The 14,064-nt window shown below is 64.8% G+C and carries 16 protein-coding genes and 1 pseudogene; 9 read left to right on the top strand and 8 right to left on the bottom strand.

What is annotated here, in order from left to right; translation table 11 throughout:
• Positions 1-426: 426 nt before the first annotated feature.
• From ACLMAL_RS38760 to ACLMAL_RS38750, 3 genes are all read right to left on the bottom strand, one after another.
• Complete coding sequence (locus tag ACLMAL_RS38760; protein WP_412003622.1) at positions 427-873, bottom strand: YdeI/OmpD-associated family protein; 447 nt, start codon at positions 871-873, stop codon at positions 427-429.
• Positions 874-979: 106 nt separating this feature from the next.
• A complete protein-coding gene (locus tag ACLMAL_RS38755) occupies positions 980-1,609 on the bottom strand; it encodes a glyoxalase (protein ID WP_412003621.1) in 630 nt (209 codons plus the stop codon).
• Between the two features lie 302 nt (positions 1,610-1,911).
• Positions 1,912-2,148, bottom strand: coding sequence for a hypothetical protein (locus ACLMAL_RS38750; RefSeq protein WP_412003620.1), 237 nt, complete (start codon positions 2,146-2,148; stop codon positions 1,912-1,914).
• 202 nt (positions 2,149-2,350) lie between these two features.
• Here ACLMAL_RS38750 and ACLMAL_RS38745 point away from each other — a divergent pair, with 202 nt between their 5' ends.
• Positions 2,351-2,668: a hypothetical protein gene (locus ACLMAL_RS38745; RefSeq protein ID WP_412003619.1), complete on the top strand. Its 318-nt coding sequence runs from the start codon at positions 2,351-2,353 to the stop codon at positions 2,666-2,668.
• Between the two features lie 403 nt (positions 2,669-3,071).
• A complete protein-coding gene (locus ACLMAL_RS38740; protein WP_412003618.1) occupies positions 3,072-3,737 on the top strand; it encodes an epimerase in 666 nt (221 codons plus the stop codon).
• A gap of 611 nt (positions 3,738-4,348) precedes the next feature.
• On the opposite strand, the gene ACLMAL_RS38735 is transcribed toward ACLMAL_RS38740, so the two are convergent.
• A complete protein-coding gene (locus tag ACLMAL_RS38735; protein ID WP_412003617.1) occupies positions 4,349-4,858 on the bottom strand; it encodes a winged helix-turn-helix transcriptional regulator in 510 nt (169 codons plus the stop codon).
• 106 nt (positions 4,859-4,964) lie between these two features.
• Here ACLMAL_RS38735 and ACLMAL_RS38730 point away from each other — a divergent pair, with 106 nt between their 5' ends.
• A complete protein-coding gene (locus ACLMAL_RS38730) occupies positions 4,965-5,750 on the top strand; it encodes an SDR family oxidoreductase (RefSeq protein ID WP_412003616.1) in 786 nt (261 codons plus the stop codon).
• A 23-nt stretch (positions 5,751-5,773) separates the two neighbouring features.
• Positions 5,774-6,127 carry a nuclear transport factor 2 family protein gene (locus ACLMAL_RS38725; protein WP_412003615.1) on the top strand — a complete coding sequence of 118 codons (354 nt, stop codon included), beginning with the start codon at positions 5,774-5,776 and terminating at the stop codon, positions 6,125-6,127.
• A gap of 156 nt (positions 6,128-6,283) precedes the next feature.
• On the opposite strand, the gene ACLMAL_RS38720 is transcribed toward ACLMAL_RS38725, so the two are convergent.
• The 3 genes from ACLMAL_RS38720 to ACLMAL_RS38710 form a co-directional block, all read right to left on the bottom strand.
• Entirely contained in the window at positions 6,284-6,715 is a 432-nt protein-coding gene (locus ACLMAL_RS38720) for a hypothetical protein (RefSeq protein ID WP_412003614.1), read from the bottom strand.
• A gap of 207 nt (positions 6,716-6,922) precedes the next feature.
• Positions 6,923-7,150, bottom strand: a complete 228-nt coding sequence (locus ACLMAL_RS38715; protein WP_412003623.1) for a class I SAM-dependent methyltransferase — start codon at positions 7,148-7,150, stop codon at positions 6,923-6,925.
• 62 nt (positions 7,151-7,212) lie between these two features.
• The gene (locus ACLMAL_RS38710; RefSeq protein ID WP_412003613.1) at positions 7,213-9,069 is read right to left on the bottom strand and encodes a hypothetical protein; all 1,857 of its coding nucleotides are present in this window, start codon (positions 9,067-9,069) and stop codon (positions 7,213-7,215) included.
• Between the two features lie 342 nt (positions 9,070-9,411).
• Between ACLMAL_RS38710 and ACLMAL_RS38705 the strand changes: the two genes are divergently transcribed.
• The 4 genes from ACLMAL_RS38705 (at position 9,412) to ACLMAL_RS38690 (ending at position 12,286) form a co-directional block, all read left to right on the top strand.
• Positions 9,412-9,792, top strand: a complete 381-nt coding sequence (locus tag ACLMAL_RS38705) for a helix-turn-helix domain-containing protein (protein ID WP_412003612.1) — start codon at positions 9,412-9,414, stop codon at positions 9,790-9,792.
• Between the two features lie 398 nt (positions 9,793-10,190).
• Positions 10,191-10,688, top strand: a complete 498-nt coding sequence (locus ACLMAL_RS38700) for a pyridoxamine 5'-phosphate oxidase family protein (protein WP_412003611.1) — start codon at positions 10,191-10,193, stop codon at positions 10,686-10,688.
• Positions 10,689-10,736: 48 nt separating this feature from the next.
• Positions 10,737-11,144 (top strand): YciI family protein, encoded by a 408-nt coding sequence (locus ACLMAL_RS38695; RefSeq protein WP_412003610.1) that lies wholly within the window; start codon positions 10,737-10,739, stop codon positions 11,142-11,144.
• Positions 11,141-12,286 (top strand): RNA polymerase sigma factor, encoded by a 1,146-nt coding sequence (locus ACLMAL_RS38690; protein WP_412003609.1) that lies wholly within the window; start codon positions 11,141-11,143, stop codon positions 12,284-12,286. Before ACLMAL_RS38695 ends, ACLMAL_RS38690 begins: the two co-directional genes overlap by 4 nt.
• 276 nt (positions 12,287-12,562) lie before the next feature.
• On the opposite strand, the gene ACLMAL_RS38685 is transcribed toward ACLMAL_RS38690, so the two are convergent.
• Positions 12,563-13,198 carry a flavin reductase family protein gene (locus ACLMAL_RS38685; RefSeq protein ID WP_412003608.1) on the bottom strand — a complete coding sequence of 212 codons (636 nt, stop codon included), beginning with the start codon at positions 13,196-13,198 and terminating at the stop codon, positions 12,563-12,565.
• Between the two features lie 753 nt (positions 13,199-13,951).
• On the opposite strand from ACLMAL_RS38685, the pseudogene ACLMAL_RS38680 reads away from it, so the two are divergent.
• Positions 13,952-14,064 (top strand): annotated as a pseudogene (locus ACLMAL_RS38680) (PadR family transcriptional regulator); the annotation flags it as partial.

The raw sequence follows: 14,064 nt of genomic DNA, 5'->3' as shown, positions 1-14,064 counted from the left end.
GACATCCAGCGCGGCCGACTCGACCCCAACGATCGACACTTCGGACAAGTCACTTCCCGAACCCGCCACCAGCGAGACTACGCCCCAAACAACCGCCCTCTTGACATAGAGGGGTGCCAGAAGCGGACATTCGCCAACCGCACGCCCAGCGGCATGACAGTACGTTTGTGGCGCGTGGTTCGAGGTTGACGGCAGGCATCGGCAAACTCGCGCGGCACACTTGTCCAGTGGCTCCGAGACAGGTCTACGCCGCGCTGAATATCGTGTCGCCGGGGTCAGTACTTGGTCACTGCGCCCAGCGCGAACCTAAGACCAGGAACCAGTACCGATCGGTCATGAGTCGCTTCGACATACCTGTCCCTTCACGAGGAATTCGGCAGCTTCAGGCGGCGATTTCATAGCCGGCAGAGTCTCGCGTCTCGGGTTTCAGCCCCGCAGGGTGGCGATGGCCTTCTCGATGCGCCGTCGGCGCGTGTCGGACTTCTTCGCGCTCTCGATGGCATGCACGTGCTCGCGCTTGCGGCTATAGGCAAGGTTGTCATATGCGGCGCGGGCGACGGGGACGTCGTCCAGGGCTCGGGCGAAGTCTGGGGGCTCGACGACGACGCGTGGCTGCGTGTCGAGCTCGACCTCGACCTCGACCTCGACCTCGACCTCGTCGCCGATCGCGACACCCGCGGCCTGCCGGTTGGCGTTGCTGAAGCCGAGCAGGTAGCGGCCGCGCATCAGGGCGACCCGGCTCTTCCAGGAATGCCCGTTGACCGTGATCGTCACTGGCGGCCGCGCGCCCTCGCCGAGCGCTGCTACCACCTCGGGCGGAACTTCCAGGCCCCGCATTGGCTCGGGTGGCTCGACGTGGGTCCGAAACTTCATGATCTTTCTCCTGTTGTTCTGCTGCGGGCGCCGGCCTTCTGGGCCTCCGCCATGATCTCCTCGACCCGCACCTCGCTGCGGACGACGTAGGTCGGATCTAGCCCGCTCAGGCCGTTGCCTCCCACGCGAACCCGTCCGGGTCGGTGAACGAACCGATGCCGCTGTCCATGACGATGCGGTGCGATCCGCTGCCTTCCTGGGAGACCCCCGCCTCCTTGGCGGCAGCCTTACGTGGGTACAACGCCAGGGTGACCGGAGAGCTCGAGTTCGCGAACTCGGCGTACTTGCCGCCGAAGCTCTTCGACACCGTCAGGCCGCGATCGACATAGAACTGCTTGCTGGCCTTCACATCGGTCACGCCCATCAGCAACACCAGGTCGTCGATTTCGCGGGTGAACGGGCCCACATCCTTCTTCTTCGAGGTGGCGATCTTCCAGATCGTGCCCTCCGGCGCCTGCACCACCGCGCTGTAACCCCACAGGCTCTTCTTCGCGGGCTTGAGGACGGTGAACCCGGCATCGACCGCGGTGCCGACGAGGCTGTCGACAGTGGAGGGCTGCAACACCACCAGCGACAAGATGAATCCACGGAAACCGGTCGTCGGCGCCGGCGAAGCCCGGAACCCGAGCCGGTCACCCAGTCCGAACGCGGTGTCGTAGGCCGCGGCAGTGGCCTGGGGATCGGCCACCTCGAGGTGAACGTTGATGTCGGTGCTGATGTTCGCGTTGATTTCCATGCTCATAACGCTAGACACGGGCCACGTCGGTCACATCCGTGCCGGCCACGGAACACACCACTGAGCTGAGACCGTGGGAGCACGGGAAACCCGCCGACGAGTCCAAGCCTTTGAGCGCTCATCGGTATTTCCGGACGTTCGTTCGGGCGGGATGCCACCGTCCCCAGCTTCATACCTTTCGACACGCTTTATCGGTACCGCTTCGGTGGGGCTGGCCTGCCGGTTCCCTCCCGGGGGTGGATGTTCAAGAACCGAACGATTCTCAACACTTGGCCATGAGGCCGGATCGAGTACGGCCGCCCTCATACTCCGAACGGCGATGGCCCTCGCATGCAATGGTCGGAGAACTCCTCCTCGGACATGTTGTACTCCTCGTCAGCAACCTTCTTCATCGCCTTCTTCACCTTGGCGCGGGTCGCCGCGCCAGCGGCATGGCTGCCGGTCACCATCGTCACAGCTGTGCCCGCGAAGCCCGATTGAACTTCGATCGAGACATCGTTGTAGATCCGCTCACCCTGGCTGACCGTCCGCTTCGTCACGATTCCACGGGTCCTTTCTGCGATGCAGAGACCGTCACTACCCAGTGTGCGCCGCCAAGATGTCGAGAATTGATGGTTTCGAGACACAGTCCGGCGATGCGGCGCTAAGCCGGGAATGATCGGGGATCATAGTGTCGCCGTTCATACTTCGGGCGCGTGCAGAAGCCACCGATCGTTCAACAGCTTGCCGGAAGGATTCGACATGAAGTCCAAAACTCTTGCCGTCGCGGTCGCCGTCGCCGTCGCCGTAAGCGTCCTCGCTCTGCTGCCCGCCACTGCCGAAGCCGCGACAGGCGGCTTCTACTGGAGCCCAGACGGCGGCGGCACAATGTCGGCCGCACTCGAGAATCCGCAGTCCGGCCACTGCTACACCCTGCAAGGCGCCCGACCTCCCTTCTACGCGAACAACGTCACCAACAGCACCATGCACTACTACCGTTCCGCTGGCTGCTCCGACGAAGTCGGAACGCTGCCCCCAAACATGTCCGGCAACGTCACCCGGTATGTGAAGTTCGACTGATCGGCCGCGCCTTTACGTAGTGGACGGCCAACTAGAGGTGTTGAGAATCGTTTGTTGAACACCGGCCCGGCCGGACGGAATCGGCAGGATGGCCATGCCGGAGCGATGTTCAACAAACGTGTCGAAAACGATTGGTGTTCAACAAGCAATCTTTGGGCCGGACGGAGGCACTGCCGGTCGGCGACAGTCTGGGTTCAGTCGGCGGGAAGGGGCGCTTTGCGCCACATCCAGGCCAGCGATACGCGGCAATCGGCATGTCAGTACGTTGCCGAGGCCGAGATGATCTCGGCCCATTGATCGGGGCGGTGCCCAACCAAGGCGGATGCCCTACGGCGCCGACCTCGGGATCACCATCAGCGGCGGATGCCCACAATCCTCTTGTCGCTCAGGCAAGGTGCCTGACATGAAGGTAATCCTCTTCGGCGCGACCGGCATGATCGGGCAGGGGGTTCTCAACGAGTGCCTCCGAGACGAGCGGGTCGAGCAAGTCTTCGCGGTCGGGCGCAGCTCGCTGGGTATCGAGAACCCCAAGCTGCGTGAGCTGGTCCAACCCGATCCGACCGATCTCTCCGTGATCGCCGGCGAACTGCCGGAGTTCGACGCCTGTTTCTGCTGCCTCGGTGTCTCCTCTGTCGGCATGAAAGAGGAGAACTACCGCCGGATCACCTACGACCTGGCCTTGAAGGTCGGTCGCACGCTGGCGACCGCGAACCCGAAGCTGACGTTCATCTATGTCTCCGGGCAGGGCACCGACAGCACTGAGCAGGGTCGGTCGATGTGGAGGCGGGTGAAGGGGAAGACCGAGAACGATCTGCTCGCACTTCCCTTCCAGGCGTATATGTTCCGGCCCGGATTCGTACAGCCGATGGACGGTGCGGTCTCCAAGACCCGGTTGTATCGCGCCGCGTACGCAGTCACCGGGCCGCTGATCCCGCTGCTCGAGCGGCTGGCGCCGAACGCGGTCAACGACAATCGGGAGATCGGTCGCGCCATGATCGCGGTCGCGGCCTCTGGGGCGGACACTCGTGTGCTCACGCCCCGGCAGATCACCGCGCGAACTACGCCCTAGCGGGCAGTGGAGCATCGGCTCAACGATGATGACACCATCGACATCGGCTGACCGAATCAAACTGCAACGCAACGCTATTGGAACATTCTCCGCAACCAGAAGGTTCAGCCTGCTCATCGATGAATGGCGCCAAACGAGCCGGGCGAGGTCAAGCCCGGCTGGGGACGGGGCGTCGAGATCCGGGGCGTGACGGAAACCCCGACCGTGGACGTGCCACCGGTCGCGCCGGAGTGGTTCTCCCACGAAATAATTCGCATCCACCCGCGCTGGGTGAAGAGCTGGCACATCGATCCGGATAATCCCGACGGTGGATCTCGCGCCGTCGCGGACGGCAGCACATTACGCTGGGTAAGAACCGCCAGCACATGGAACGGCCCGGGTGTTCACGACATTCCTCACGGGGCTGAAGCGCCGACCAGGACCGACCAATTGACCGATCCAACCGACTTCCGGGACGACGAAAGAGGCACGTGGGCACGATCTCTGGAGTGCTCGCAGTCGGGGGGGGCGACCGCCTTGGCGGCTGGAGTGGTTGTCGGCGTGCTCGAGACCGTGCCTCAGGTGGCGCGTTCCAGGTGCGCTACCCCCGGCCGGCCAGATCGTCGCTGGGGTCAGGCCCCCTTCACGCGGAGGGCTACGCGGCCCGCATACCGGTTGAGCATATCGGCACTGGCAGCAGGACCAGCGGCGAAGACGTAGGCGTCACTGTCATCCAGGCGGCGACCCGTCCTGGCGTCGACGACGACGGGTTCGACCTCTTCGCCGGTATCGGCGGCCACAAGAACCATGCTCCGTTCCTCGGGCGCCAAGCGCGCATTGCCCCACGCGGCCAAGGCCACGAGCACCGGGCGCAGTGAGCGCCCCCGATCGGTAAGCACGTATTCGTAGCGCACCGGATTGGTCTGGTAGGGGCGTCGCTCCAGCAGCCCGTCCGCGACCAAGGCTTTCAAGCGTGCTGTGAGCATGCTCGAGGAGATGCCCAGGTTGTCCTGGAACTGGTCGAACCGGGTGTAGCCGTCGAATGCGTCGTGCAGGATCAGCAGCGTCCACCACTCGCCCACCTGCTCCACCGTCGTCGACAGCGGACACTCCCAGTCTCCTGCCCTGATGCGGCTGGCCAAGATGACAACCTCCCGAGTCCCTGCTAATTTCGAAGTTAATAACTTCTATTCTAGTAGTCACTACGTGGGCGAGTCACTTTGCCACGCCCGGGAAAGGACTATGCACTTGACCGAGTCCATCAGCGACTCCCTCGACGGCCGTCGCGCGTTGGTGTCCGGAGGCACCAAGGGCACCGGTGCGGCAATCGCCGCGCGCTTGCGTGAAGCGGGCGCGGCCGTGCTCGTCTCCGCCCGCAGCCGCCCCGAGGACGTCGAGGAGAAGACGTTCATCGCCGCCGATCTGAGCACCGCCGAAGGCGCCGAAGCCGTCGTCATCGAGGCGACCGACCGCTTGGGTGGCATAGACATCCTCATCAATACCCTGGGCGGATCCGAAGCACCTGCCGGGGGATTCGCCGCACTCGGCGAAGAAGACTGGGCCCGTGAGCTGAACACGAACCTGATGGCTGCCGTCCGTCTGGACCGTGGACTGCTACCGGGAATGATCGAGGCGGGCAGCGGCGTGATCGTGCACGTCACCTCGATCCAGCGCCGCATGCCGCTGTGGAACGGGACCCTCGCCTACGCCGCCGCCAAGGCCGCCCTTGCGACCTACAGCAAGGGCTTGGCCAACGAGGTCGCCCCGCAAGGCATCCGGGTCACCGCCGTCTCCCCCGGATTCACCCAGACCACCGCCGCCGACAACCTGATCGACCGCATCGCCGACGAGGCAGGCATCAGCCGCGACGCCGCCCTCGGAAAGCTCATGGACTCCCTCGGCGGCATCCCCCTCGGACGACCCAACCGCCCCGAAGAGGTCGCCGAACTAGTCGCCTTCCTCGTCTCCGACCGTGCCACCTCCATCGTCGGCGCAGAGTACGTCATCGATGGGGGCACCACCCCTACCGCCTGATCCATCGCACCGCCGGGAAAACCATGCACAACAAAACCCACACCATCACCCTGGAACTGCTACCCGAGGTGATCACCCGCTACCTGAGCGCACACCGCGCTCACGACACCGCCACCGCGCTCACTGCGTTCACCAGCGAAGCCACAGTCGTCGACGACGGCCACGCCTACCACGGCTTCGCCGCCATCCAGCAATGGCTCAGCCACTCGGCCACCGAGTACACCTACACAATCGAGCCCACCGGCGCCCGGGCCATAGAGGCCACCCACTACGTGGTCACCCAGCACCTCGAAGGCGACTTCCCCGGCGGGACCACAGACCTTCGCTACCAGTTCACCCTCGATGGAAATCGTATCGAACAACTCACAATTGCCTGATCTACTGGGGAGTGTCGGGTTAACGGCGGATCTGACCCCGGTAGGGGTTAGGTCTGGCGTGCCGTAGTACACACGAGTTCACGACACGCCGAGATTAGAAGACCTCCGCACGCACTACCGAATCACAAGGTCGCCAACGCAGCCGTATCCACCAACTCAGAGCGGTTCGAGGTGCAAAGGGTGCGGGATGTTGGTGTAAGCAGCTGGTTGACGAGTCACGATCGGAAAGATGTCGGTGGATATCGCCTCGTAGGCGCAGTGCAGAATGTCCAGTGCGGTGGGTGCGGTGGCCTCACGAGCCAGTTCGGCGATGTCGTCCACCAGCGCGGCGGTGAAGTCGACGATCCAGATACCACGATGATTGATAGAGGCGCGGGTCACGCGGTTGTCGCTGTTGGCCGCAGCAGACAACGCCAACACCGGCACGACGAAAGGCCGGCCCTGATCGATATGGGTCTGGATCAGGGTCTGCAGGAAGAAGCTGGTGGGCGCGGCGATAAGGGCTGTGGCGTCAAGGATGATTCCGACGGTGGAGGTGTCATAGATCAAACTGCCGCGGCGCGCGACTCGGGTTTGCGCTCTTTGCACCAGTGCCGATGCTGGTGGCCCGGGCAACTGCGGTGTACCCGAGTCGTGCTGGGTCACACAGGCGCACTCGGCCGCGCAACGGTAAATCCGGGAGCCCAACGACCATACGAACTCCGCCCGACCTGGTGAAGTGTTCCCCCTCGTCGGGACGGCATCCGTGGGCGATGATGCGGTTTCCTCACCGACATCCTCACGAAACACACTCCACTACAGTTCCACGCTCCACACGATTGAGATACGACCGGGTTGGATGCCCTCTCCCCCGGGGCACTGTGCCCATACGTCTGGCTCGTCGATACCAGCCGCCAGAAGATCCCATTCCTCGTCGGTCGACTGCTTTGCAACGAAGTCGCTGAGCACTGTTCTGCCGCCAGGTCTGAGCGTGCGGTGAATCTCGCTCAGTGCCTGCAGGCGATCGGGCACATGGAACAGCATTTCGATTGCCCCAGAACATCCGGCAATCGGCAAGTGCGGACATTGCCCGCTGTGATCTCTGTTCAGTTGTCGTAGGACGCGACGCCGACCGGACCTGACCCAATACATAGGTCGAGTCCTGTTGTGCGAGAGGCGATCCGAAGTACAGATCCGCTGCCGACGATCCGGACGAACACCGCGTTCAGGCCTTTCCGGACCGGAGCCGCGACAGGTTCGCCGTGTTCGAATGCAACCGTGATCCGCCCATCCTGGTTCGCTAGATAGTTGAGCTGCGCGGTCCACTCGTGCTCGAGCATCGGGCCGTCGAGCAGCAGTCCGACCGGCGCGGTGCCGTGGATTCGGTAACCACAGTTCGCCTCTGGTCCTGGGCGAATGCTTCGGTTCCACCAGACCGCCGCTTCGACGATCTCGCCGGTGTCGGTGATCATCCGCAGATGTGGCGTCGAGGCAGCGAATGTGCCGGGAGGCGCGACGGGCGCCAGCACTCGACTGACCAGATTCTGTGGATATGCCAGCGGATTCAGGACATTCCATGGCACCTCCTGCTCGAGCAGGGGCGCGTCATCCAGCTCGTCCAGCGCCGACTTCACGTTCGTGACGTAGGTTCTGGTCGGGCCGGCGCGCCACGATCTCACGAATGTGTGCGTGGACCAGAGACTGCTGACGAGGAACACCACCAGCACTGCGCCCGCCGCACGAGGGCCGGGAAGCAGAGTGCGCGGCCGGCCGCGCGATGATCGCGGCCGGGCACGAAGCACCAGCGCCCCCACCGCCGCCAGCACCACTGCCATGTCGGCAAAGTAACGAAGGGACTGCATGATTTCCGCCGCGGTATTCGGTCCGCCGCGGGCCAGCGCCACCGGTAGCTGGGCCACCAGAATGTACGCCGCTGCCGTCAGCCAGACCGGCCCCACCCTGAGCCGGGCACGCATCGACAGCACCACCACGACACCGAGCGTGCCCCAGGCCGACACCACTGCCCAGCCCGGCGGATCCGCCCACGGTGTCGACGGCAGCCATCGCTCCCAGATCCATGGCCCGCCGAGCAGTGTCGGCACGATGCCCAGTGATGTCGCCCTCGGCAGCAGATTCCGTAGTTCGTCCAAGCTGTTGTGCAGGGCGGAAACGTCGACCACCGTGAGATAACCCATCAACCAACACACCAGCACCAGGCCGGATCCGGTCCACAGCGCCGCACCACGTCGCGCCACCACCCGAATCGTGGCCGCATGCCCGTCGACGTATTGAGCAAGTGCAGCAACGGCGAACGCGACGAACGGGACGATCGCCGACTTCTCGAAGTACAGCAGGGCCACCGCAAACGCCGCGATCGCCGATATCGCGTATCGATGCCGACCACTGCGGACCAGCAGCACCGCGTCGCCGATCACCCAGGCGAGTGCGAATTGCAGCGGCAGCGCGTTCAAGGCAGCCGCCCACCACGCGAACGCCGGAAGCGTCAACGGACAGAACAGGTAGAAGAGCAGCGGGACCAGGATCGTCCACCGCGCGCCCACCAACACGATCAGCATGCGCAGTACAGCTACCGATGCCGCGAGTTGCAGGATCAGCAGCGACACCACCGGTCCGGCCCATGCCAGCGGCGCCACCGCGGTCACCACCCACGCCGTGCCGAATGCCAATGGCATGAAATGCCCATCATGGTTGTACAGCAGCAGATCCGTGGACCACACCGGGTATCTGTCCGCCCGCCCGACCAGGATGAGATCGTCCCAGTAGAAGTAACCGCTGCTGACTACCCACCAGCGCAGTAGCAGTTGCAGCATGATGAGGCATCCGGCTACGACAACTATCGGCCGCGCATCCCGAATCGTGCCCGAGAATCGAAGTTTCGCCGACGCCGATGCCGATCGCGGGCCGTGCACGGACCCGGGCGGGGCGGCCGCAACGGTGTCCATGACATCCCACCGTAGCGGCGGTCGGGTCGTGGATGCGCGCGGTAGGGACGCGGCGTTTCCCTCGGGATCGGTGCACCCCAGCCACGATCCACCTCGATGCGCGGGTGTCGACGTCGTACAGAATCGCCGGACGCACCGTTTCCAAGCGCTCGTCGCGCAAAACCACGCATGGTCCGACACTGCTGACACATCCCGACAATCCGTGCCCTTGATGGCGCTGCGTCCATCAGCACCCGGCTGATCGCGCAAGCCTCCGCTCACCACGTCCCTACCGCGTTCACTTCGGCCCAGCCCGGCCGCGGCAACGATTTCTCATGACTGACCTGGTGCTCGGCGACCACCGTGCCCGACGGGTCGCACGAGTACACCCTTACTGCTTCCCGTTTCCATATCGATACCAACCACAAAGCCGCCGGACTCGACGGCGCCTTCAAAACCGTGGGGGCTCAACCCTACGGAGTTGCCGATCCCACCCACCTCATTCGCGCGTTCAGCCGCCAGTTCGGGATGCCACCGCACCAGTATCTGATCTCCCGCCGGGTTGATCTTGCCCGCCCGCTGTTGCTGGACGGCATGCCCGCGCGGGACGTGGCCGCCGCCACTGGTTTTCATGACCAACCGCACCTAATCCGACACTTCAAACGCATTCTGGGCACGACGCCCGGGCAATACGCACACAGCGCTGACGGTCCCCACGCCCGGATGAACCTGCCGCACCAGTAACGCGTCGGGCCTTCCGCCGAACATCCGCATCTGCCGCTGCGGGCGTGGTTCGTGGTGCGGGGACACCTCACCCGTATCCCGATCCGCGACAGGCGGACACGACCGAGATCCCGTCACGGCCGCGCCGCAATCACCCGTGATCTCACTGCTGCGCACCCTTCAGATGGCGATACCGGGGATGTCACAGCCTCTGCGACACACACAGTCAACCGGTCCACAGCGGGCGGGAGCGAATTCCGCACAGCTTCGTCAGCTGATCTTCAGACGCCGCGACGATCGGGTCCAGAAAAAATCCGGAAATTCATGCGCCGTGGATGTCGAGAACGCTCAGGCGGCTCCGTCCCAGGGGTACGAGCAGCCGAACGGGCCTCGACGATACCGACGAAGGAGCGACCACCATGCAACCGAACGAGATCACCGCGATCCTGAATCTCCCGATCAGCCAGAAGCTCCTGGCTCGCGACCTGCTCCGCATGGCCTACGTCGCCAAGGACGGCACACCCCGTAACGTCCCGATCGCATTCACCTGGAACGGCTCACAGATCGTCGTCTGCACCACGAAGAATGCCCCGAAGCTGCCCTCCCTGCTGCACAACCCCGAGGTCGCGCTGACGATCGACACCGAGGTGCACCCGCCGAAGATCCTGCTCATCCGCGGTCGAGCGGAGCTGGACGTGGTGGACGGCATCCCGGAGGAGTACCTGCAGATGAACGGCAGCTACGAAATGACCCCCGAGCAGCGCGTCGAGTGGGAGGCCGAGGTCCGCTCGCTCTACGACGGCATGGTCCGGATAGTCATCACCCCGACGTGGGTCAAACTCATCGACTTCGAAACCACCCTCCCCACCGCGGTCGAGGAGCTGGTCCAGCAGCGGGCCGAGCGTCAGCGCGCCTGAACCGATCAACGCGGCCAGAATGGGCCGTAACGAACCGAGGAGAACATCATGGCCAAATACCTGCTGCTCAAGCACTACCGGGGCGCGCCGGCACCGGTCAACAACGTGCCGATGGACCGGTGGACGCCGGAGGAGGTGACGGCCCACGTGCAGTATATGGAGGATTTCGCCGCGCGACTCGAGGCGACCGGCGAGTTCGTCGACAGTCGAGCGCTGTCCCCGCGGGGCACGTTCGTCCGCTCCGACGGCGACGGACGCCCTCCTGTTACCGACGGCCCGTTCGCGGAGACCAAGGACCTGATCGCCGGGTGGATGATCATCGACGTCGAGACCTACGAGCGGGCGCTCGAGCTGGCCGGCGAGTTGTCCGCGGCGCCGGGCGCGGGTGGGAAGCCGGTCCAGGAGTGGCTCGAGGTCCGACCGTTCCTCACCGAGTTGCCCACGGTGACCGAGTGAACGCGTCGCTGCTGCGACAACTCGTACCCGCGGTGATCGGCGTCCTCGTCCGCCGCGGAGCCGGCTTCGCCGCGGCCGAGGATGCGGTGCAGGAGGCGCTGATCCGGGCACTGGAAACGTGGCCGGACGATCCACCGAGCGATGCCAAGGCATGGCTCGTTGCGGCCGCCTGGCGCAAGTTCCTCGATGCCGCCCGCGCCGAAACATCCCGGCGGGGACGGGAACTCGCCGTGGAGGTCGAGCCGTCGACAGGTCCGGTGCCAGACACCGACGATTCACTGTGGCTGTATTTCCTGTGCGCGCATCCGTCCCTGTCCCCAGGGTCGGCCGTCGCGTTGACCTTGCGCGCTGTCGGCGGCCTGACGACGCGGCAGATCGCGACGGCATACCTGGTGCCCGAAGCGACTATGGCGCAACGGATCAGCCGGGCCAAGCGGCGTATCACGGGGTTGCCGCTCGACCAGCCCAGCGATCTGACGACGGTGCTGCGTGTGCTCTACCTCGTCTTCAACGAGGGCTACAGCGGGGACATCGACCTGGCGGCCGAAGCCATCCGCCTCACCCGCCAGCTCGCCGCCTCGACCGACGAGCCCGAGGCCTCGGGGCTGCTCGCGCTGATGCTGCTGCACCACGCTCGCCGTGCGTCTCGCACCGGCCCGGGCGGTCGCCTAGTGCCGCTCGCGGAGCAGGACCGATCCCGTTGGAACACCAGCCTTATCGCCGAGGGAGTGGCGATTCTGCAGACCGCGTTGGCCCGCGACCGGCTGGGCGAATACCAGGCCCAAGCCGCGATCGCCGCCCTGCACGCAGATGCCCCGAGCACCTCCGAGACGGACTGGGTACAGATCGTGGAGTGGTACGACGAACTGCTACTCCTCACCGACAGCCCGGTAGTGCGGCTGAACCGCGCAGTGGCAGTCGGCGAGGCCGACGGACCCCGAGCCGGACTGGCCGCGCTGGCCGAACTGGACCCAGAGCTGCCCCGCCACACCGCAGTCCGCGCCTACCTCCTCGAACGCGCCGGCGACCTCGAGCAGGCAACTGCCCTGTACGCCGAGGCATCCCGCGCAGCCACCAATGTGCCCGAGCGCGACCACCTCACCCGCGAGGCAGCCCGGGTGCGGCAGTTGCTGCATTCCTGAGCCCGGTTGCCGCAGAGCCACACTCGACCTCCCCGGAGGCAGCCCCATGCGGAAGCAATGATCAAGCACGCCGAACCTTGCCAGTCGGACCAGCCGATAGAGCGTGTCGAGACTCCCTGGTGGATCACGTCGGCACTGACGGACCGCCCTGACATTAACTGACTATAGTGAGCTCTTCTGCCGCTGGGCGCGCGCGGTTGGCGAACGTCCGCTGCTGCCGATGTGCTGACCCGTCGCGGGAGTGCCGGATTTGTGCCGGCACTCCCGTTCGACGGGTCAGCTCAGCGGCCTGGTCTCCGGATGCGGCATCCGCCACGCTCCGGCCAGCCGGGACGGGTGCAACTGTGTACTGTCGCCGAAGAACTCGCAGAACTTCATGATCAATGGATCCCATCCCACCGGGTCGACGTACTGGGTGCCGGGAATGACCAGATCGTCGGCCACATGAGCGCGCATGATCCGCACGGTATGCGCGGTCGCATGGGTATCGATGCCGAACGGCTCGGCGGATAGCAGCTCACACTCCAACCGAATCGGGCACTCGGCCACACGGGGTGCCGCGACGACATCTCCCGGGAGGGGGGTGAGGCCGGCAGCGGCGAACTTGTCCGGCTCGTACCGGTATCCCTTCTCGATCTTGTGCGGCGTCATCACCGGCGAACCGGTCAGCAGCGCCAGCCGATCCACCGCCGCCACGAAGTCCGAGGACGGCAGATTCAGCACGCACTCGCGCTCGCGGAGCAGGTTCTGCGTCGTCTGTGACGCCGCATTCATCCCGAGCATGCATTGATCGCCTAGCCACCACGCCGAGGACATCGGCGCCAGATTCGGCGTCCCGTCCAGGTTTCGCGTGCCGATCAATACCACGGGCGTACCGAAGTAGAGAACCTTGAGATCAACCACTCGATGCATGCTGCCCACGATGCCGTCCGCGGGTGTGTTGGTGCTGGCGGTAAACGGACTGGGCGTAGATGACCGGGTCGCATTTTCCGCTGCCACGTCCCGCTGATCATGCAGCCCTCCCGTATCGCGACCGAGTCGGACGAGCACGCGCTCATGCCGCCTATCGCGCGTCCAGTGGGCGAAACGCGCTGCAGCTCAGGACATCCCCTAATTACCGTGCATGGTGGGGCGGGTACGCCGCGCACTAGACACCATCACCGACATGCCGCTGTGCGGGACCGCCCTTCACTGAGTCTGCAAACCGGACCCGGGCCGCCGCAGTCGGAAGCATCCGCACCACCGTTCCCAATTTCGATCACCTCTCGCACTACGGCAGATAGTTTCCCGAGCCGTCGTCGCCCCCTCGCGTGAGACTCGTCATCGGGATGCACTGACGAATCCGCAGGTCAACCACTGGCGCTCAGGTGACGACTCGCACCTGACCCGGCTACCAGATAGGTTTCTCTGCCGCTTGGCGCCAGCCCGTGCAGCGCCCTGGCCCAGCCTGGCGACCAGGTGGAACACCGTGTCCGTGGCCGTGTCAGGGCGGTGTCAGGGTGATGTCAGGCCAGACGCCGATAGTGGCTACATCACGAACAACAGCACTTCCTCGACCAATTCGAAGTAGATCGACATGGTGCCGGGCGAGGGCTTGTGCCACCACTACTAAGTGCTACTATCTACTGGTAGTCAGTAACAGTGAGTAGCGCGAGGAGGTTATCCGTGGGCAAGCAGATCACGGAGATGCTCAAAGGCACGCTCGAGGGCATCGTCCTCGCGATCTTGTCCGTGCGGTCCGCGTACGGCTACGAGATCACGGCGTGGCTGCGGGAGCA

It is taken from the genome of Nocardia sp. CWNU-33 (genome assembly GCF_046764895.1).
Lineage (GTDB): Bacteria > Actinomycetota > Actinomycetes > Mycobacteriales > Mycobacteriaceae > Nocardia.
The sequence above is the reverse complement of the archived record's forward strand: the minus strand, read 5'-3'. Positions and strand labels throughout refer to the sequence as shown.

Coding starts and splice junctions, on each gene's coding strand:
- ACLMAL_RS38725 (WP_412003615.1), top strand. CDS start 5,774: ATGCACAACAAAACCCACACCATCACCCTGGAACTGCTACCCGAGGTG.
- ACLMAL_RS38695 (WP_412003610.1), top strand. CDS start 10,737: ATGGCCAAATACCTGCTGCTCAAGCACTACCGGGGCGCGCCGGCACCG.
- ACLMAL_RS38740 (WP_412003618.1), top strand. CDS start 3,072: ATGAAGGTAATCCTCTTCGGCGCGACCGGCATGATCGGGCAGGGGGTT.
- ACLMAL_RS38745 (WP_412003619.1), top strand. CDS start 2,351: ATGAAGTCCAAAACTCTTGCCGTCGCGGTCGCCGTCGCCGTCGCCGTA.
- ACLMAL_RS38755 (WP_412003621.1), bottom strand. CDS start 1,609: ATGGAAATCAACGCGAACATCAGCACCGACATCAACGTTCACCTCGAG.
- ACLMAL_RS38685 (WP_412003608.1), bottom strand. CDS start 13,198: ATGCATCGAGTGGTTGATCTCAAGGTTCTCTACTTCGGTACGCCCGTG.
- ACLMAL_RS38710 (WP_412003613.1), bottom strand. CDS start 9,069: ATGGACACCGTTGCGGCCGCCCCGCCCGGGTCCGTGCACGGCCCGCGA.
- ACLMAL_RS38715 (WP_412003623.1), bottom strand. CDS start 7,150: ATGCTGTTCCATGTGCCCGATCGCCTGCAGGCACTGAGCGAGATTCAC.
- ACLMAL_RS38700 (WP_412003611.1), top strand. CDS start 10,191: ATGCAACCGAACGAGATCACCGCGATCCTGAATCTCCCGATCAGCCAG.
- ACLMAL_RS38760 (WP_412003622.1), bottom strand. CDS start 873: ATGAAGTTTCGGACCCACGTCGAGCCACCCGAGCCAATGCGGGGCCTG.